This window comes from Streptomyces sp. NPDC007863 (assembly GCF_040633895.1).
Taxonomy (GTDB): domain Bacteria; phylum Actinomycetota; class Actinomycetes; order Streptomycetales; family Streptomycetaceae; genus Streptomyces.
Genome location: NZ_JBEYEI010000016.1, coordinates 50496 through 68038, shown reverse-complemented (window position 1 = coordinate 68038; position 17543 = coordinate 50496). Strand labels below are relative to the sequence as shown.

Annotated in this window: 18 protein-coding genes; 7 read left to right on the top strand and 11 right to left on the bottom strand. The window is 71.8% G+C overall.

From position 1 onward, the window contains the following. Positions 1–18: 18 nt before the first annotated feature. The 5 genes from rlmB to ABZ621_RS24475 form a co-directional block, all read right to left on the bottom strand. The gene (rlmB, locus tag ABZ621_RS24495) at positions 19–975 is read right to left on the bottom strand and encodes a 23S rRNA (guanosine(2251)-2'-O)-methyltransferase RlmB (RefSeq protein WP_360607960.1); all 957 of its coding nucleotides are present in this window, start codon (positions 973–975) and stop codon (positions 19–21) included. 89 nt (positions 976–1064) lie between these two features. Further along, positions 1065–2462 (bottom strand): cysteine--tRNA ligase, encoded by a 1398-nt coding sequence (cysS, locus tag ABZ621_RS24490; RefSeq protein ID WP_360607958.1) that lies wholly within the window; start codon positions 2460–2462, stop codon positions 1065–1067. 73 nt (positions 2463–2535) lie between these two features. After that, positions 2536–3042 carry a 2-C-methyl-D-erythritol 2,4-cyclodiphosphate synthase gene (ispF, locus tag ABZ621_RS24485; protein ID WP_360607956.1) on the bottom strand — a complete coding sequence of 169 codons (507 nt, stop codon included), beginning with the start codon at positions 3040–3042 and terminating at the stop codon, positions 2536–2538. Next, positions 3032–3781, bottom strand: a complete 750-nt coding sequence (gene ispD, locus ABZ621_RS24480; protein WP_360607954.1) for a 2-C-methyl-D-erythritol 4-phosphate cytidylyltransferase — start codon at positions 3779–3781, stop codon at positions 3032–3034. The genes ispF and ispD overlap by 11 nt, the downstream gene beginning before the upstream one ends. A 277-nt stretch (positions 3782–4058) precedes the next feature. Continuing rightward, a complete protein-coding gene (locus tag ABZ621_RS24475; protein ID WP_003953493.1) occupies positions 4059–4541 on the bottom strand; it encodes a CarD family transcriptional regulator in 483 nt (160 codons plus the stop codon). Between the two features lie 612 nt (positions 4542–5153). On the opposite strand from ABZ621_RS24475, the gene ABZ621_RS24470 reads away from it, so the two are divergent. Further along, positions 5154–5786, top strand: coding sequence for a DUF461 domain-containing protein (locus ABZ621_RS24470; protein WP_360607952.1), 633 nt, complete (start codon positions 5154–5156; stop codon positions 5784–5786). A 76-nt stretch (positions 5787–5862) separates the two neighbouring features. On the opposite strand, the gene ABZ621_RS24465 is transcribed toward ABZ621_RS24470, so the two are convergent. Both ABZ621_RS24465 and ABZ621_RS24460 read right to left on the bottom strand, forming a co-directional pair. Continuing rightward, positions 5863–6543: a response regulator transcription factor gene (locus ABZ621_RS24465; RefSeq protein ID WP_043226173.1), complete on the bottom strand. Its 681-nt coding sequence runs from the start codon at positions 6541–6543 to the stop codon at positions 5863–5865. Continuing rightward, complete coding sequence (locus tag ABZ621_RS24460) at positions 6540–7820, bottom strand: ATP-binding protein (RefSeq protein ID WP_360607950.1); 1281 nt, start codon at positions 7818–7820, stop codon at positions 6540–6542. The genes ABZ621_RS24465 and ABZ621_RS24460 overlap by 4 nt, the downstream gene beginning before the upstream one ends. Positions 7821–8085: 265 nt before the next feature. Here ABZ621_RS24460 and phoU point away from each other — a divergent pair, with 265 nt between their 5' ends. Both phoU and ABZ621_RS24450 read left to right on the top strand, forming a co-directional pair. After that, complete coding sequence (gene phoU, locus ABZ621_RS24455) at positions 8086–8766, top strand: phosphate signaling complex protein PhoU (protein WP_031009786.1); 681 nt, start codon at positions 8086–8088, stop codon at positions 8764–8766. 117 nt (positions 8767–8883) lie between these two features. Beyond that, on the top strand, positions 8884–9036 hold the full coding sequence (locus tag ABZ621_RS24450) for a hypothetical protein (RefSeq protein ID WP_360607948.1): 153 nt from the start codon (positions 8884–8886) through the stop codon (positions 9034–9036). An 86-nt stretch (positions 9037–9122) separates the two neighbouring features. Here ABZ621_RS24450 and ABZ621_RS24445 read toward each other — a convergent pair whose 3' ends face one another. After that, positions 9123–9590 carry a GNAT family N-acetyltransferase gene (locus tag ABZ621_RS24445; RefSeq protein ID WP_360607946.1) on the bottom strand — a complete coding sequence of 156 codons (468 nt, stop codon included), beginning with the start codon at positions 9588–9590 and terminating at the stop codon, positions 9123–9125. A gap of 96 nt (positions 9591–9686) precedes the next feature. Between ABZ621_RS24445 and ABZ621_RS24440 the strand changes: the two genes are divergently transcribed. From ABZ621_RS24440 to ABZ621_RS24430, 3 genes are all read left to right on the top strand, one after another. After that, on the top strand, positions 9687–10220 hold the full coding sequence (locus ABZ621_RS24440) for a hypothetical protein (RefSeq protein ID WP_360607944.1): 534 nt from the start codon (positions 9687–9689) through the stop codon (positions 10218–10220). 92 nt (positions 10221–10312) lie between these two features. Next, entirely contained in the window at positions 10313–12583 is a 2271-nt protein-coding gene (locus tag ABZ621_RS24435; RefSeq protein ID WP_360607942.1) for a VCBS repeat-containing protein, read from the top strand. Positions 12584–12769: 186 nt separating this feature from the next. Then, positions 12770–13285: a hypothetical protein gene (locus ABZ621_RS24430; RefSeq protein WP_360607940.1), complete on the top strand. Its 516-nt coding sequence runs from the start codon at positions 12770–12772 to the stop codon at positions 13283–13285. 109 nt (positions 13286–13394) lie between these two features. Here ABZ621_RS24430 and ABZ621_RS24425 read toward each other — a convergent pair whose 3' ends face one another. After that, a complete protein-coding gene (locus ABZ621_RS24425; RefSeq protein WP_360308299.1) occupies positions 13395–14153 on the bottom strand; it encodes a phosphoglyceromutase in 759 nt (252 codons plus the stop codon). 126 nt (positions 14154–14279) lie between these two features. Here ABZ621_RS24425 and ABZ621_RS24420 point away from each other — a divergent pair, with 126 nt between their 5' ends. Beyond that, positions 14280–15593, top strand: a complete 1314-nt coding sequence (locus ABZ621_RS24420; RefSeq protein WP_360607938.1) for an MFS transporter — start codon at positions 14280–14282, stop codon at positions 15591–15593. Here the strand turns inward: ABZ621_RS24420 and ABZ621_RS24415 are convergent. Together ABZ621_RS24415 and mshA are read right to left on the bottom strand one after the other, a co-directional pair. After that, positions 15505–16071, bottom strand: coding sequence for a YbjN domain-containing protein (locus ABZ621_RS24415; RefSeq protein ID WP_360607936.1), 567 nt, complete (start codon positions 16069–16071; stop codon positions 15505–15507). The genes ABZ621_RS24420 and ABZ621_RS24415 overlap by 89 nt on opposite strands. After that, positions 16064–17434 (bottom strand): D-inositol-3-phosphate glycosyltransferase, encoded by a 1371-nt coding sequence (gene mshA / locus ABZ621_RS24410; RefSeq protein ID WP_360607934.1) that lies wholly within the window; start codon positions 17432–17434, stop codon positions 16064–16066. Before mshA ends, ABZ621_RS24415 begins: the two co-directional genes overlap by 8 nt. Between the last annotated feature and the right edge of the window lie 109 nt (positions 17435–17543).

Sequence of the window (17543 nt, the reverse complement as noted above, 5' to 3'; positions counted from 1 at the left end):
AGGCCGTACCGGCCGCGCTCAGGCCATGCGGCGGCGGGCCGCCTCGTACAGCACGACGCCGGCGGCGACACCGGCGTTGAGGGACTCGGCGCCGCCGGGCATCGGGATGCGGACGAGGAAGTCGCAGTTCTCGCCGACGAGGCGGGAGAGGCCCTTGCCCTCGGAGCCGACCACGATGACGACCGGGCCGGAGAGCGCCTCCAGCTCGTGGACCTCGGTGTCGCCGTCCGCGGAGAGGCCGACGACCGTGAGACCGGCCTTCTGGTACTCCTGCAGGCAGCGGGTGAGGTTGGTGGCGCGGGCGACCGGGGTGCGGGCGGCGGTGCCGGCCGAGGTCTTCCAGGCACCGGCGGTCATGCCGGCGGCGCGCCGCTCGGGGACGACGACGCCGTGGCCGCCGAAGGCGGAGACGGAGCGGACGACTGCGCCGAGGTTCCGCGGGTCGGTGACGCCGTCGAGGGCGACGATCAGCGGGTCCTCGTGCTCGTCGTAGGCGGCCGCCGCGAGGTCCTCGGGGTGCGCGTACTCGTACGGCGGGACCTGGAGGACGAGGCCCTGGTGGTTCAGGCCGTTGGTCATCCGGTCCAGCTCGGGGCGCGGCGCCTCCATGATGTTGATGTTGCCGCGTCCGGTGGCGAGGTTGAGGGCCTCGCGCACGCGCTCGTCGTTGTCGATGAACTGCTGGACGTAGAGGGTGGTGGCGGGCACTCCGTCGCGCAGCGCCTCGAAGACCGGGTTGCGGCCGACGACCATCTCCGACTGGCCCTTGCCGCCGCGGCGTGCCACGGGCTTGCGCTTGGCCGCGTTCCTGGCCATCGCGTTGGAGACGCGGAAGGCCTTGTGGCCCTTGCGGTCCTCGGCCTTGGGCGTCGGGCCCTTACCCTCCAGGGAGCGGCGTCGCTTGCCACCGCTGCCGACCGTCGCGCCCTTCTTGTTGGACGTGCGACGTCCCCTGCGCTGGCTGTTCCCGGCCATGACTGCTACCTGTTCCTCTGGCGTACGTGCGGAAGTCTTTAAGTGAAGTGTGCCGCCCGGGGCTCCGGGCGGCACGTCTTCGGGGTGTTCTATCGGTTGGCGATGGTCCAGCGGGGGCCGTCGGGGCTGTCCTCGATCGCCAGGCCGGACTGGGTGAGCTGGTCGCGGATCGCGTCCGCCGTGCCCCAGTCCTTGCGCTCGCGGGCGGCCTCGCGCTGCTGGAGCACGAGCCGGACGAGGGTGTCGACGACGCCGTGGAGCTCCTCGCCGCCGCCGGACTCGTCGGCCCACTGGGGGTCGAGCGGGTCCAGGCCGAGGACGCCGAGCATGGCGCGGACCTCGGCGAGGCGGGCGATGGCCTCGTCCTTGTCGTCGGCGCCGAGCGCGCTGTTGCCCTGGCGGACGGTGGTGTGGATGATCGCCAGCGCGTGCGGGACGCCCAGGTCGTCGTCCATGGCCTCGGCGAAGGCCGGCGGCACCTCGGCGGCGGGCGGGACGGTCCGGCCGGCCTTCTCGGTGGCGCGCTGGACGAAGCCCTCGATGCGGCCGAAGGCGGCCTCGGCCTCGCGCAGGGACTCCTCGCTGTACTCGATCATCGAGCGGTAGTGCGGGGTGCCCAGGTAGTAGCGCAGGACGATGGGGCGCCAGTTCTTCACCATCTCGCTCACGAGGACCGAGTTGCCGAGCGACTTCGACATCTTCTCGCCGCTCATGGTGACCCAGGCGTTGTGCACCCAGTAGCGGGCGAACTCGTCGCCGAAGGCCTTGGCCTGGGCGATCTCGTTCTCGTGGTGCGGGAAGATCAGGTCGAGGCCGCCGCCGTGGATGTCGAAGGCGGAGCCCAGGTACTTGTGGGCCATGGCCGAGCACTCCAGGTGCCAGCCGGGACGGCCGCGGCCCCACGGGGTCTCCCAGTCGGGCTCGCCGGGCTTGGTCGCCTTCCACATGGCGAAGTCGCGGGGGTCGCGCTTGCCGGAGACGCCCTCGTCGGGCTGGCGGAGATCGTCCAGGTCCTGGTTGGAGAGCTCCAGGTAGCCGGGGAAGGAGCGCACGTCGAAGTAGACGCTGCCGTCGGCCTCGTAGGCGTGGCCGCGCTCGATGAGGCCGCGCATCATCTCGATCATCTCGGGCACGTGGCCGGTGGCGCGGGGCTCGTAGGTGGGCGGCAGGCAGCCGAGGGCCTCGTAGCCGGCGTTGAACGCGCGCTCGTTGTCGTACCCGATCGACCACCAGGGGCGGTTCTGGTCCCTGCCCTTGGCGATGATCTTGTCGTCGATGTCGGTGACGTTGCGGATGAACGTGACGTCGTAGCCGCGGTAGGCGAACCAGCGGCGCATGATGTCGAAGTTCAGCCCCGACCGGATGTGGCCGATGTGCGGGGCCGCCTGCACGGTGGCGCCACAGAGGTAGATCGAGACGCGGCCCGGCGTGAGCGGGGTGAAGTCACGGATCTGCCGCGCGCTGGTGTCGTACAGGCGAATAGTCACGGGTCCAGGGTAGTGGGCGTGTGGTGGTGCCCCGCGACCGATTCCCGGTCCCGGGGCACGTTTTTCCCCCGGGCTAGCGCGATACGGGGTACACCAGGGCGGTCGCGAGGGCGGCGAGGCCCTCGGCGCGGCCGGTGAGCCCGAGGCCGTCGGTGGTGGTGCCGGAGACGGAGACGGGGGCGCCGGCGGCCTCGCTCAGCGCCTTCTGGGCCTCGTCGCGGCGCTTGCCGACCTTGGGGCGGACGCCGACGACCTGGACGGCGATGTTGCCGATCTCGTACCCCTCGGCGCGCACGATCCGGGCGGCCTCGGCGAGCAGGGTGGTGCCGGAGGCGCCGGCCCACTCGGGGCGCGAGGTGCCGAAGTGGGCGCCGAGGTCGCCGATGCCGGCGGCGGAGAAGAGGGCGTCGCAGGCGGCGTGGGCGGCGACGTCGCCGTCGGAGTGGCCGGCGAGGCCGTACTGCTCGTCCTCCCAGAGGAGGCCGGCGCACCAGAGCTCGCGGCCCTCCTCGAAGGCGTGCACGTCGGTGCCGATGCCGGTGCGGGGGATGACGGGTCGGCCGGTGGGGTCAGAAGCCATCGTTGGCCCTCCTGCGGGCGAGTACGGCCTCGGCGAGGACGAGGTCGAGGGGGCGGGTCACCTTGAAGGCCTCTTCGTGGCCGGGGACGACGACGACGGGGGCGCCGAGCTTCTCGACCATGCCGGCGTCGTCGGTGGCGCCCTCGCCGGCGAGGGCGACGGTGGCGTGGGCGTCGACGAGGGTGGCGCGGTCGAAGCCCTGGGGGGTCTGGACGGCGCGGAGGCGGGCGCGGACCGGGGTGGCGACGACCTGCTCGGGGCCGCCGGGCTCGGTGGCCGGCTCGACCTCCTTGACGGTGTCGGCGACGGGCAGCGCGGGGACGACGGCGACGGCGCCGTCGCGGACGGCCTCGATGACGGCGTCGACGGTGTCGACGGGGACGAGGGGCCGGGCGGCGTCGTGGACGAGGACGATGGAGACGTCGTCGGGGACCGCCTTGAGGCCGAGGTGGACGGACTCCTGGCGGGTGTCGCCGCCGGCGACGACGAGGTAGTCGGTCCTCTCGGGCAGGGCGTGGTCGTCGAGGAGGTGCTTGACCTCGGCGACGCCGTCGGCGGGGGCGACCACGACGACGAGCCGGACCGCGCGGGAGGCGGCCATCGCGCGGACGGCGTGGACGAGCATGGGGGTGCCGTTCAGCGCGCGCAGCGCTTTGGGGGCGCCCGGGCCGAGGCGTACGCCCCGTCCTGCGGCCGGGATCACCACGGCGGTACGAGGAGGACGCACTTCGTCTGACATCGGTTGCACTCCGGCAGGTTTGTTTCCGCGGGCGACGTGGGTATGGCGTCAGCAGGCTGAGATGCGACGCCTCGACCGGGCCCTTTCCGTGACGACGGTCGAGGCGTCGCCATGCTGCAGGCCTGGAGCTCGCACGGAGCTCAGGGGAGGGAAAGGAAGAGACGAACATGCCGCAGTGCCCGGCGACGGCACTGTGGAATCGTGGGATTCACAGCGCGTCAGCGGGCACCGCGGCATTGCTGCTGGGATCGCTTCCCGGCATGGCGTGAGCCATGGGTCAGGACGCGAGCACCTCGTCGAGGAGGGCCTCGGCCTTGTCCTCGTTGGTGTTCTCGGCGAGTGCCAGCTCGCTCACCAGGATCTGGCGAGCCTTGGCGAGCATGCGCTTCTCACCTGCGGAGAGACCGCGCTCGCGCTCGCGGCGCCAGAGGTCGCGGACCACTTCGGCGACCTTGATGACATCGCCGGAGGCGAGCTTCTCGAGGTTCGCCTTGTAGCGGCGGGACCAGTTCGTCGGCTCCTCGGCGTACGGCGCGCGCAGCACCTCGAAGACCCGGTCCAGCCCGTCCTGCCCGACAACGTCGCGCACGCCTACGAACTCCGCGTTGTCCGCCGGCACGCGAACCGTCAGGTCGCCCTGCGCGACCTTGAGCACCAAGTAGGTCTTGTCCACGCCTTTGATCTGGCGAGTTTCGATGGCCTCGATCAGCGCGGCCCCGTGATGGGGATAGACCACGGTGTCGCCAACCTTGAACGTCATGTGACAGGTACCCCTTCCGTGGCTATCCAGGGTAACACGGAAACGGCTTCTTCTGAATGGCGTTTCCGCAGGTCAGGGCATATCTCAGGGCTTGACAAGTGCCTCGCCCGCATGCTGCGGAGGGCTTCCGGAAGGCGGTATTCGCAGGTCGGAGCGGCTGCGTCGACGGAGAGAAACGCGCACGTTACACACATCCGGGACCTGCCCGGGAGGGCACTATGTCCCGTTTCATCCGGTCAGGAGTGGGCCTCTTCACGTACTCCGTTCGAGGATCGACCACCCGTACGGAGGGATCATGCCGGGATTCCCGAATTGATCAGCGGGCGAACCGGTCGTGCTTTTCCGTAAGGGGAGGCATGCGGAATGCGACGCCGCCCCCGAATTGATCACGTCGGTTATGTGAACGCCGGGCCAATGCGATGTGTTCCGGCCACGCGCGAACCGCGCGCGGGCGTCTCCCACAGCGCCCGCCGGCGGGGCGGCGGGCGCTAAGGGGCGGGTCGGGTGCGGGACGGAGAGTCAGGGTCGGTAACCTAAGCGCGCTGACGCGCCTTTAGCTGGGCCTTAGCCGTTTCCGTCCGTAGTCCGTACGTCCTAGGAGTTGCCGCCGCCGTGAGCCGCAGCCTTCGACGCGGCGCTCTCGCCGCCACCGCCATCGTGTTCTCGATCGCCGCGCTGTCCGCCTGCGGTGCCGGCAACGACGCCCAGACGCTCGGCGTCCGGCCGGACAACGCCGCCGTCACGGTGGACGACGTCAAGATCCAGAACGCGATCGTCATCACCCAGCCGACGCCCGGCGTCAAGGGCCCGGCCGTCGTCTCGGCCACCGTCTTCAACAACGGCCGCGCCCCGCAGACGCTGCAGTCGATCAGCCTGCCGGGCAGCAACGCCGCGGTCGTCCTGAAGTCCGCGAAGGGCTCCGGCCCGGTCGTGGTCCCCGCCGGCGGCTCGGTCGTCATCGGCGGCGAGGGCAACGCCACCGCCACCATCGCCGACGGCAGCGAGGCCGCGAAGAACGGCGACGCGCAGAAGGTCGTCTTCACGCTCAGCGAGACCGGCGACGTCTCCCTGGAGGCGTTCGTCGTCCCGTCGACGAGCTACTTCAAGGACTTCGGCCCGTCCGAGGTGCCCCTCCCGCCCGGCGCCAAGCCCACCGAGAGCGCCTCGGCCGAGGCCGGCGAGCACGCGGAGTCCGGCGAGCACGGCACCGAGGGCAGCGGCGCCGGCCCCGCGGCCGGCCACTGAGCCACACCGTAGGACGCAAGACATACGAGAGGGGCGCCCCCGACGGGGGCGCCCCTCTCGGCGTACCGGCGACTCTCTACGGCTCGAACTTGTAGCCCAGGCCCCGGACCGTGACCAGGTAGCGGGGGGCGCCCGGGTCCGGTTCGATCTTGGCGCGGAGGCGCTTGACGTGGACGTCGAGGGTCTTGGTGTCGCCCACGTAGTCGGCGCCCCAGACCCGGTCGATGAGCTGCATGCGGGTGAGGACGCGGCCCGCGTTGCGGAGCAGCATCTCCAGGAGGTCGAACTCCTTCAGGGGGAGGTCGATCTTGCCGCCGCCGACCGTCACCACGTGGCGGTCGACGTCCATGCGGACCGGGCCGGCCTCCAGGGCCGCCGGGGTGACCTCCTCCGGCTCGCCGCGACGGCGCAGCACCGCGCGGATGCGGGCGACCAGCTCGCGCGAGGAGAAGGGCTTGGTCACGTAGTCGTCGGCTCCTATCTCCAGGCCGACGACCTTGTCGATCTCGCTGTCCTTCGCGGTCACCATGATGACCGGGACGTTGGAGCGCCCCCGCAGCTGCCGGCAGACCTCCGTGCCGGGCAGGCCCGGCAGCATCAGGTCGAGGAGGACGAGGTCCGCTCCGTTGCGCTCGAACTCGTCGAGGCCGTCGGGCCCGGTCGCCGCCACGGCGACCTCGAAGCCCTCCTTGCGGAGCATGTACGACAGGGCGTCGCTGAAGGATTCCTCATCCTCGACGACAAGGACTCGGGTCACGGAAGGACCTCCGGTGCAGGAAGCGGTTCGGTCATGAGATCGGGGGTGAGGGAGGCGGCGGTCCGGCGGTCCCGTGCGGAGCCCGCCTCGGGCAGCCGCAGGGTGAAGGTGGAGCCCTGACCCTCGGTGCTCCACACCGTGACCTCTCCGCCGTGCGAGGCGGCCACGTGCTTGACGATCGCGAGCCCGAGCCCCGTACCGCCGGTGGCACGCGAGCGTGCCGGGTCGACGCGGTAGAAGCGCTCGAAGATCCGCTCGCGGTCCTTCTCCGGGATGCCGATGCCCTGGTCGGTCACGGCTATCTCGATGAGGTCCCCGCCGGGTGCCGCGACGCGGCGGGCGGCGATGCCCACGCGGGTCCGGGCCGGCGAGTAGTTGACGGCGTTCTCGACGAGGTTGCCGAGGGCCGCGGCGAGCTGGCCGCGGCTGCCCCAGACGAACAGGTCCGCGGAGCCGCCCTCGCGTCTCCCGCCACCCCCCTGTTCGTGCCCTTCGGGCGCCCAGACGTTCGAGACCATCGTGATCTGCTTGGTGGAGGCCGGGTGCCGCGAGCGGTCGATCGCCTCGGCGACCAGCTCGTCCACGGACACCGGCTCGGAGTCCTCCAGCGGGTCGTCGTTCTGCACCCGCGAGAGGTCGATGAGCTCCTGGACCAGGTTGGTCAGCCGGGTCGCCTCGATCTGCATCCGGCCCGCGAAACGCATGACGGCCTCGGGGTCGTCCGAGGCGTCCATGACGGCCTCGGAGAGCAGCGAGAGCGCCCCGACCGGGGTCTTCAGCTCGTGGCTCACGTTCGCGACGAAGTCGCGCCGTACCGCTTCGATACGACGGGCCTCCGTGAGGTCCTCGACCAGGAGCAGCACGAGCCGCGAACCCAGCGGGGCCACCCGCGCCGAGACCGCGAGGGCCTCGCCGCGTCCGCCGCCGCGCCGGGGCAGGTCCAGCTCGACCTGGCGTATCTCCCCGTCCCTGCGGGTGTCGCGGGCCATGTTGAGCATCGGCTCCACGGCCAGCTTCCCGCCGCGGACGAGCCCGAGGGCGTACGCCGCCGAGCTGGCCTTCACCACGGAGTCGCTCTCGTCGAGCACGACCGCGGAGGAGCGCAGCACGGAGAGCACGGTGTCGACGCCGGGCGGCAGCACGGCGTCGGTGTGCAGGGAGGTACGGGTGGGTCGCGCCTGGTCGCGTTCGCTCCAGCGGAACGCCAGCATGGCGATCACGCCGGTGCACACGCCGGCGATCGCGGCCAATGCGGCGACCGCCGCGTTCACGTCCATGCCATCCAGGTTATGCGTGGTCACGGACTCCCTCCCAGCCGTCCGAGTGCCTGCTCGAACACTCGTCGCTCAGAGTTCACCCTGGAGACCGGGGCGGTTCACTTGCCCTGGAAGGGGCAGGGACCCACGTCGCCCAGAGTTCACCTTCAGGCCAGAACTGGTTCATACGAGGGGTCGGAGCCGGACGCACAGGGGGTCGAACGTGGGAGCGTGGGGGTCCAGAGCGGCCCCTGAAGAAGAGGCACTCCCGGAGAGAGGGACATCCATGCGGGACGCGTACCACGAGGAACTTGATTCGATCGGCGAGGGCCTGGTCGAGATGGCCCGCCTGGTCGGATCGGCGATCGGGCGCGCCACCACGGCGATGCTCGACGCGGACCTGAAGCTCGCGGAGAGCGTGATCGCCGCGGACCAGAAGGTCGACGACCTCCAGCACGACCTGGAGGCGCGGGCGATCGCCCTGCTCGCGCGCCAGCAGCCGGTGGCGACGGACCTGCGGATCGTGGTCACCTCGCTGCGGATGAGCGCCGACCTGGAGCGCTCCGGCGACCTGGCCCAGCACGTGGCCAAGCTGACCCGGCTGCGCTTCCCGGACCGCGCGGTCCCCAACGACCTGCACGCGACCATCCTCCAGATGGGCCAGCTGGCGCAGCGCCTGATGGCCAAGGCCGCCGAGGTCATCATCACCAAGGACGTCGACCTGGCGATGCAGCTGGAGCAGGACGACGACGAGATGGACCTGCTGCACCGGGCGCTCTTCCAGCACCTGATGGACGACCGGTGGAAGCACGGCATCGAGACGGCCGTGGACGTGACGCTGCTGGGCCGGTACTACGAGCGGTTCGCCGACCACGCGGTGTCGGTGGCGAAGCGCGTCGTCTACCTGGTGACGGGTGAGCACGCGGACGAGCTGCAGCCGCAGGACACCCCGGTCGAGGGCGCGTAAGGCGTACGGCGAGGGCGCCCGGGCGCACGGGGCTTCCGTGCGCCGTTGATGCGCCGGTCCGGGCGGGCATGGAATGGGGGACGAGGGACGATCCGCGTCCCGTCAGGGAGGGACCCCATGGCCGATTCCCCCATCACGACCGAGACGGCGGCGCAGGCCGCGCACGAGCGGACGCACCTGCCGGTCCTGGGCGCCTGCGGCTGCGGCTCCGGCTGCGGCTGCGGCTGCCAGTCGGGCGCGCCGTGCCAGTGCGGCGGCTGCTCGGGCTGACGTACGGGGGGAGGGGGTCTCGCAGGAGCCCCCTCCCCCTCTCCTCTCTCCTTACAGCTCAGAGCTCAGAGTTCACAGCTCACAGCTCACAGCTCCAGGACGCCGACGACCTGCCCGCCGCTCTCCTCCCCCGTGGTGCGGAACCCGAGCCGGCGGTAGAACGCGCCGGGCCCGTCCTCGCCGGGCTCCCAGGTCACGTACATCCGACGGGTCCCCCTGCGGCGCAGCTCCTCGGCGACGGCGTCGACGGCGAAGCGTCCGTACCCCTCGCCCTGCGCGTCGGCGGAGACGTTCAGCCGCCACAGTCCGCTGCGCCGGTCGTCGGGGTCCTTCTCCTCGTTCCAGACGATGTCGAGGAAGGCCATGAGGAAGCCGACGAGCCGGTCGCCGTCGAAGACCAGGCGGGGCCAGGCGGTGTCCCCGTGGGCGTACGCCTCGGCGAGCGACGTCGCGACGGGCGCGACGTTCCTCTCCTGATGGGGGTGGACCCGCAGGGCGAGGGCGGCGTCCACGGTGGCGGGGGTGACCGGCTCCAGGCGCGGCGATCGTGTCATGGACAGGACGGTATCGCCGTCCCGCCCCGGCCCACCTCGAATTACCGCCGGTCACCCCCTGGGCAGGCCGCCCCTCGGCCCGACAGAATTACGGCCATGCCCTCCGCGCGAGCGACCCTCCTGACGGCGGCAGCGGCCGGTACCGCCGCCCTGCTGCTCACGGGCTGCGCGACGACCCCGGCCGGCCTCGCGGGCGTGTCGGTGGCGGAGGACGGCACCCCGCTCGGCGTCCTCCTGATGTGCCACGACCACGTGGACGGGGCGATGCTCTACCCCGACGACGTGCCGAAGGAGTCCCGGGAGGTCACCGGCGACTGGCGCCACGACGGCCCGGTCACCGGCTTCACCTCCTGGCCCCTGATGCAGACCGCGGGCGCCCCGGAGGCGGAGCGCTGGACCCCGGAGACCCGGACCGCCCGCCTGGAGAAGGGCCGCAGCTACCGCCTCGCCGGCTGGACCGAGGACGGCTCCTGGTCGGCCGCCCCCGTCAGCTTCACCCCGGAGGACCTGGCCCGCCTGAAGCCCGGCCAGGTCCGCTACACCCTCGACGACGAGATCCGCGTCTCCTCCCTCGACGACTTCCGCGACCGCGCCTGCGACGAGGCGGCGGGCGGAGCCCAGGAGCACTGACCCCCGTACAACCCTTCGGTGCGGGCGGGAGTCTCAGGGAACGGCGTCGGCAACGTCGGGCGTCGTTCCGATTTCCCGGGGAGGAACCTGAGATGTACAGATCCACGACCCGCCGGGGTGTGTCCACCGCGATCACCACGGTCCTCGCCGCCACGCTCGGCGCGGGCGTCCTGTCCGTCCCGGCCACCGCCGCGCCGCCGCCCGCCGCCGTGACGGCCGGGACGGGCACGCAGGCGGCGCCCGTCGCGTTCCCGGTACACGGGTACCTCGCCGCGGCCGGACAGTCCGGCTTCCTCAGCTACGCGCTCGTGGACCGCGTGTGGACGTACCAGTGGACCCGGTACGCGGACGGATCCACCACCAAGCTCGCCGACCCGGTGGCCGACGCCACCGGGACGGACGTCATCATGACCGGCCGGGGGCAGAACCTCACCCGCTCCCTGAAGGTGACGCTCCACGACATGGCCGCCGGCGGCTCGACCGTCACCATCGACCTCGGCCCGCTGAGCGGCACCTACGTGAAGGCCGTCTCCGCGAACTCGGTCCTGGCGCAGATGAAGCAGGCGGACGGCTCCCCGGAGCTGCGCCTGGTCACCCGCACCGGCGACACGCTGACGCAGCGGACGATCGTGGGCCTCCCGGCCGGGATGTCGAGCATCATCGCGACACCCGCCCGCGACGGCGAGGTGCTCGTCGCGTACTACCTGAAGAGCGGGGACACGTGGCGCAAGGAGTACGCCGTCGTGGACCTCGCCGCCGCCAAGGTGGTCTCCACCCACGCGACCAAGGCGTACTTCGTCTCCGACAGCGCGCTCTCCGCCACGCACCTGGCCTGGTCGGAGGAGGGGGGCAAGTACTACACGGTGAACCGTGCCACGGGCGTCGAGTCCGTGACCGACTTCCGCCTGTACGAGGGCGAGTCCATGGCCGTGGGCCTGCTGGGCTCGTGGGCGATGTACGGGACCCCGGGACGACTGGAGGGCGATGGGACGGGGGACTCCCGGCCGGTGACCCCGTTCACGGCGAAGTCGCTGACCACCGGCGAGACGATCAAGCTCGTCGACTACGTCACCAGCGTCCGGCCGGGCCCCGGCGACACGCTGTACGTGCGCGGCGGTTCCGTCGGCCAGGGAGACGGGCTCTTCCGGGTCTCCCTCGGCGCGGACGGCAGGCCGACCGCGCGGCTGGTCGCCACCACCGGGAAGCCGGTGGAGCTCCGCTACCTCGGCGCGCAGATCCCCAAGCCGTTCGACGTCGCCTCCCCGGCACCCCTCAAGTGGCGGCTGTCCCGGGAGAACGCCGACGTCGACCTGAGGATCACGCACCGCGCGACCGGCAAGTCCTTCTCGAAGACGCTGCACCTCTACAGCGAGTCGGCCGGCAGCGAGTACTACTACGGCGACAACACCTTCGGCATCACCTGGGCGGACATCGCGGAAGGGTCCCAGATGGGCCGGGACGCCCTGGCCGGGACGTACGACTGGTCCTTCACGGCCCATCCGCAGAACGGCGTCGGCCCGGACCTGGAGGCCTCCGGAAGCTTCACGGCCGTCAAGAACGCCTCCGCCGCGCACGACCTCGACTGGGACGGCCGCCCCGACCTCATGGCCCGTGACGCGCAGGGCGTGCTGTGGTACACCGACAGCGCGTACGACCCCGCCAGGAAGACACTCGTCCCGCACTTCGGCACCAACCGGGTCGGCAGCGGCTGGGGGATCTACGACCGCATCGAGACCCTCGGCGGCGTCGGCGGCGGCGCCACCGACTTCGTCGCCCGGGACAAGGCCGGCTACCTCTGGCTGTACGACGTGACCGGCACCGGCTACAGGGCGACCTTCGCGGGCCGCAAGCCGATCGGCGGCGGCTGGAACACGTACACCCGGCTCGCCGGCGGCAGCGACCTGAACGGTGACGGCAGGCCCGACCTGGTCGCCACCGACAAGGCCGGCGCCCTGTGGCTCTACAAGGGCACCGGCAGCGTCGCCGCCCCCTTCGCCAAGCGCCAGAAGATCGGCAACGGCGGCTGGGGCGTCTACAACCAGATCACCGCCACCGGCAACATCGGCGGAGCGGCCGCCGGCGACCTCATCGCCCGCGACAAGGACGGCATCCTCTGGCTGTACCTCGGCAAGGGCGACGGCACGTTCGCACCCCGCAAGCAGATCGGCGGCGGCTGGAACGCCTACACCGACACCGTCGCGATCGGCGACGCCGACTACGACGGCCGCCCCGACCTCCTCGCCCACGGCCCGAACAAGACCGCGTACTTCTACGCCGGCACCGGCGACTACCGCAAGCCCTTCGCGCCCCGCGTCTCCAGCCCGGTCCTGGCCGGAGAACCCGCCTACGACCACATCTCCTGACCCACCCCCCGAGAAAGCCCCCCACCAGCGGAACCGCGCCGCGGCGGGGGGCTTTCGGGTGGACGGCAGAGGAAGGACTCAGCATGTCGAACTCGTCGCCCGTACCCGTCCTGCGCGGCTCCCGCGGCACCGTGCTCCCTGCCCGAGCGCGCCGGGGAGGACGGGACGGTCGACGGCTCGACGCCGGTGTCCGCGCGCACCGTGCCCGACGCGGAGGACGATCCGCGGGAGCGGATGATGATCAGGATCGGCGTCGGCATCGGCATCGTGTCGGTCCTCTCGGCCCTGGTCGTCGGACTCCTCGGGCCATGGGCCGCCGCGCTCGTGATCGTGCTGTTCGCTCCCCTGGGCCTGGGGGTCGCCGTGTTCGGCGTGCTGATCCTCCACATGGCGTACCTGGACTGGTACCTGCCCCGGTACGGCATCACCGTCGAGGTGGAAAGGGTCGAGGTGTCCAGCCACAGCGGGAGCGCGGTCTACGCGTGGACGGACCCGCACGGCCGGACGCGCGGCATCTCCGGCAAGGTCACCACCGAGACCGCCCCTCTCGCCTACCACCCGTCCGACGCCGACAAGTTCACGCTCTGCACCTCGCCGCGCAAGGTGGCGGGGGACATGTTCCTCGGCCTGGTGGTCCTCCTCGTCGGCCTCGGCATCCTGGCCGGGGTCGCGTTCGTGACCCGGCTCACGTTCGTGGCCTAGCCCTCGCCGGCCGGTCCCGCTTCGCTCAGGGCCCAGAGTGGGCCCAGAGCGCGAAAATGCCCCCGCCCTGCGCCGTGTGCGCAGGTCAGGGGCATGATCACTGTTCCTGTTACTTCTTGCCCTGGTTCTTGACGGCCTCGATGGCGGCCGCGGCGGCCTCCGGGTCGAGGTAGGTGCCGCCGGGGTTGAGGGGCTTGAAGTTCTCGTCGAGCTCGTACGAGAGGGGGATGCCGGTGGGGATGTTGAGGCCCGCGATGTCGGCGTCGGAGATGCCGTCGAGGTGCTTCACCAGGGCGCGGAGGCTGTTGCCGTGGGCGGCGACCAGGACGGTGCGGCCGGCGAGGAGGTCCGGGACGATGCCGTCGTACCAGTACGGGAGCATGCGCTCCACGACGTCCTTGAGGCACTCGGTCTGCGGGCGCAGCTCCGGCGGGATGGTCGCGTAGCGGGCGTCGCCGGCCTGGGAGTACTCGGCGTCGTCGGCGAGGGCCGGCGGCGGGGTGTCGTACGAGCGGCGCCAGAGCATGAACTGCTCCTCGCCGAACTCGGCGAGGGTCTGGGCCTTGTCCTTGCCCTGGAGGGCGCCGTAGTGACGCTCGTTCAGGCGCCAGGAGCGGTGGACCGGGATCCAGTGGCGGTCCGCGGACTCCAGCGCGAGCTGGGCGGTGCGGATGGCGCGCTTCTGGAGGGAGGTGTGCAGCACGTCGGGGAGCAGACCGGCGTCCTTGAGCAGCTCGCCGCCGCGCGTCGCCTCCTTCTCGCCCTTCGCGGTGAGGTTCACGTCCACCCATCCGGTGAACAGATTCTTCTCGTTCCACTCGCTCTCGCCGTGGCGGAGGAGGATCAGCTTGTACGGTGCGTCGGCCATGCGTACGAGCCTAATGGACCGCTGACGATTGACGCGCGTCGTCAATTCGCTGGCGTCCGCCTGCCGAGATGCGTAAGTTTCGAGAGCTGTTGGAGGGTCTTACAGCACGCGGGGGGAGCACCTCATATGTCCATCGAATCGCTCAGACGGTCGGCACACGCCACCGTCTCCGGTCTCCCGCAGGGCTTCTGGTGGCTCTGGCTGTCGACCTTGGTCAACAGGACCGGGGCGTTCGTCCTGACCTTCCTCTCGTACTACCTGACCGTCGAGCTCGGGTACTCCGCCTGGTTCGCCGGTCTCGTCGTCGCCCTCCACGGCCTCGGCGGCGTCGCCGGCTCCCCGCTCGGCGGCATGCTGACCGACCGCTGGGGCCGCCGGCCCACCATGATCACCATGCACCTCGCGGGCGCCTCCTGCGCCGCCGCGCTCGCCTTCGTCACCAGCGCCTGGGGCGTGGCCGCCGTCGTGCTGCTCATGGGCGTCGCCATGCAGGCCGTCCGTCCCTCCATCAACGCGACGATCGCCGACATGGTCCCCGCCGACGACGTGCGCCGCGCCTACGCCCTCAACTACTGGGCCCTCAACCTCGGCTTCGCCGTCGCCTCGATCGCGGGCGGCGCCGCCGCCTTCCTCGGCTACCGCACCCTCTTCCTCGTCGACGCCGTCGCCACCACCCTCTGCGCCGTGATCGTCTTCCTGCGGCTGCCGGAGACCCGGCCGGAGCGGGCCGCGGGGAAGGAGGCCGGGGAGAGCGGGCCGGCGGACAAGGTGTCGATGCTCGACGTGCTGCGCGACGCTCCCTTCCGGACGCTCGTGCTGCTCAACCTGCTGGTCTGCCTGGTCTTCACCGCGCCCTGGATCGGCCTGCCGCTGACCATGGCCGAGCAGGGCCTGCCGCCGTCCTCGTACGGCATGGTCATCGCCGTCAACGGCGTCGTGATCGTCGGCTTCCAGCTGCTGGTCAACAAGGTGACCGAACGGCGCTCGCCGGTCGCCCTGCTCACCGTCTCCTCGCTGCTCTTCGCCGTCGGCACCGGCGCCACCGCGCTGGCCGGTTCGTCCGTCGCCTTCGCCGCCACCGTCGTCGTGTGGACGGTCGGCGAGATGGTCCACGTGCCGACGAACGCCGCCGCCACCGCCCGGCTCGCGCCCGAGCACGCCCGCGGCCGCTACCAGGGGGTCATGGGCATGTCGTGGGCCGTCGCCGGTTTCGTCGCGCCCGTCCTCGCCGGCGCGATCGTCGACGGGCCCGGCTCGGACGTCCTGTGGGCCGGCACCTTCGGCGTCGGCGTCCTCGCCGCCGTCGGCTACGCGCTGCGGCTGCGGAAGGCGCTGGCCGAGGACGAGACCGTCAGTCCCGTTCCGGCGCGGCCGGAGCAGAAGGAGCAGAAGGAGCAGCGGAAGGAGCCGAAGCGGCCGGCTCCCGCGTCAGGTTCCTGAACGCGTCGAGATTCCGCGTCGACTCTCCCCGGGAGACCCGCCAGGCGTACTCCCGGCGGATGGCCGACGCGAAGCCGAGTTCGAGCAGCGTGTTGAAGTCGCCGTCCGCCGTCTCCAGGACCGAGCCGAGCAGCCGGTCCAGCTCCTCCGGGGTGACGGCGGCCAGCGGCAGCTTGCCGGCGAGGTAGACGTCGCCGAGCGGGTCGATCGCGTACCCCACCCCGTACAGCCTGAGGTTCCGTTCGAGGAGCCAGCGGTGGACGCCGGCCTCGTTCTCGTCCGGGTGGCGGACGACGAAGGCGTTCAGGGAGAGGGAGTGACGGCCCAGGCGCAGCGACAGCGTGGTGAACAGCTTGCGGGTGCCGGGGAGCTTGACCACGTACGAGCCGGGCGCGGGGCTCTCCCACTCCAGCTCCGCCTCGGTGAGGGTGTCCTCGACGATCCGCCGTACGTCCTGAGCGTCCTGAGCGTCAGCCATGGTGGGAGCGTACGCGACGGTGGTGCGTGCGCTGCCGGTGGTCGTGCATGGCGGCCGTGTACACGTCGGCGGTGCCCGACGCGGCCGTGTCCCAGCCGAAGGACTCGGCGTGCCGTGCCGCGGCCTCGCCCATCCGGAGCGTGAGACCCGGGTCGGCGGCGAAACGGTCCAGCACCCGCGCGTACTCCGCCGGGTCGTGGCCCCGCACCAGGAAGCCGGTCCGCTCGTCCCGTACGGCGACGGGCAGGCCGCCCACCGCGGCCGCGACGACCGGGGTGCCGGCCGCCTGCGCCTCGATCGCGACCAGGCCGAAGGACTCGCTGTACGAGGGCATGACGAGGACCGACGCGGCGCGGAACCAGTCGGCGAGCCGCTCCTGGCCCACCGGCGGGTGGAAGCGGACGAGGTCGGCGATGCCGAGCCGGGCGGCGAGCTTCTGGAGCTGCTCCGGCTTGGCGAGGCCGCTGCCGCTGGGGCCGCCGACCACCGGCACCACCATGCGGGAGCGCAGCGAGGGGTCCCGGTCCACCATCTGGGCGGCGGCGCGCAGCAGGATGTCCGGGGCCTTGAGGGGCTGGATCCGGCCGGCGAAGACCGGCACGAAGGCGTCCGCCGGCAGGCCGAGGCGGGCGCGGGCGGCGGTGCGGCCGTCGGCGGGCCGGAAGCGGTCGAGGTTGACCCCGGGGTGGACGACCGCGATCTTGCCGGGGTCCGCGTCGTAGAAGCGGGCCAGCTCGTCGGCCTCCTCGGTGGTGTTGGCGATCAGCCGGTCGGCGGCGGCGACGATCTGGGTCTCGCCGATGACCCGCGCGGCGGGCTCGGGGGTGTCGCCCTCGGCGAGCGCCGCGTTCTTGACCTTGGCCATGGTGTGCATGGCGTGGACGAGCGGGACGCCCCACCGCTCGGCGGCGAGCCAGCCGACGTGGCCGGAGAGCCAGTAGTGGGAGTGGACCAGGTCGTAGTGGCCGGGGCGGTGGCCCGCCCACGCCTGCATCACGCCGTGCGTGAAGGCGCAGAGCTGGGCCGGCAGCTCCTCCTTGGCGAGGCCCTCGTACGGGCCCGCGTCGACGTGCCGCACCAGGACGCCGGGCGCCAGCTCGACCACCGGCGGGAGGCCGCCGGTGGTGGCCCGGGTGAAGATCTCGACCTCGATGTCGATGGCGGCGAGCCGCTTGGCGAGCTCGACGATGTAGACGTTCATGCCGCCCGCGTCACCGGTGCCCGGCTGGTGGAGCGGGGAGGTGTGCACGGAGAGCATGGCCACCCGGCGGGGGGTCCGGGGGCGGCCCGGCAGCCGGAGCCGGGAGGCCGCTGCCGGGTGCCGGTGCCGGGTGCCGGCGAACCGGGACACGTACTGGCTCACGTCGGCGGTCCTTCCGCGAGAGGGGCCTGGCGTGCGGACATGACAGGCGGAGGGCGCGGTCCACGTCCTCCGCCCCGCACAACACCGGAACGACCTCCTTCATTTCCAC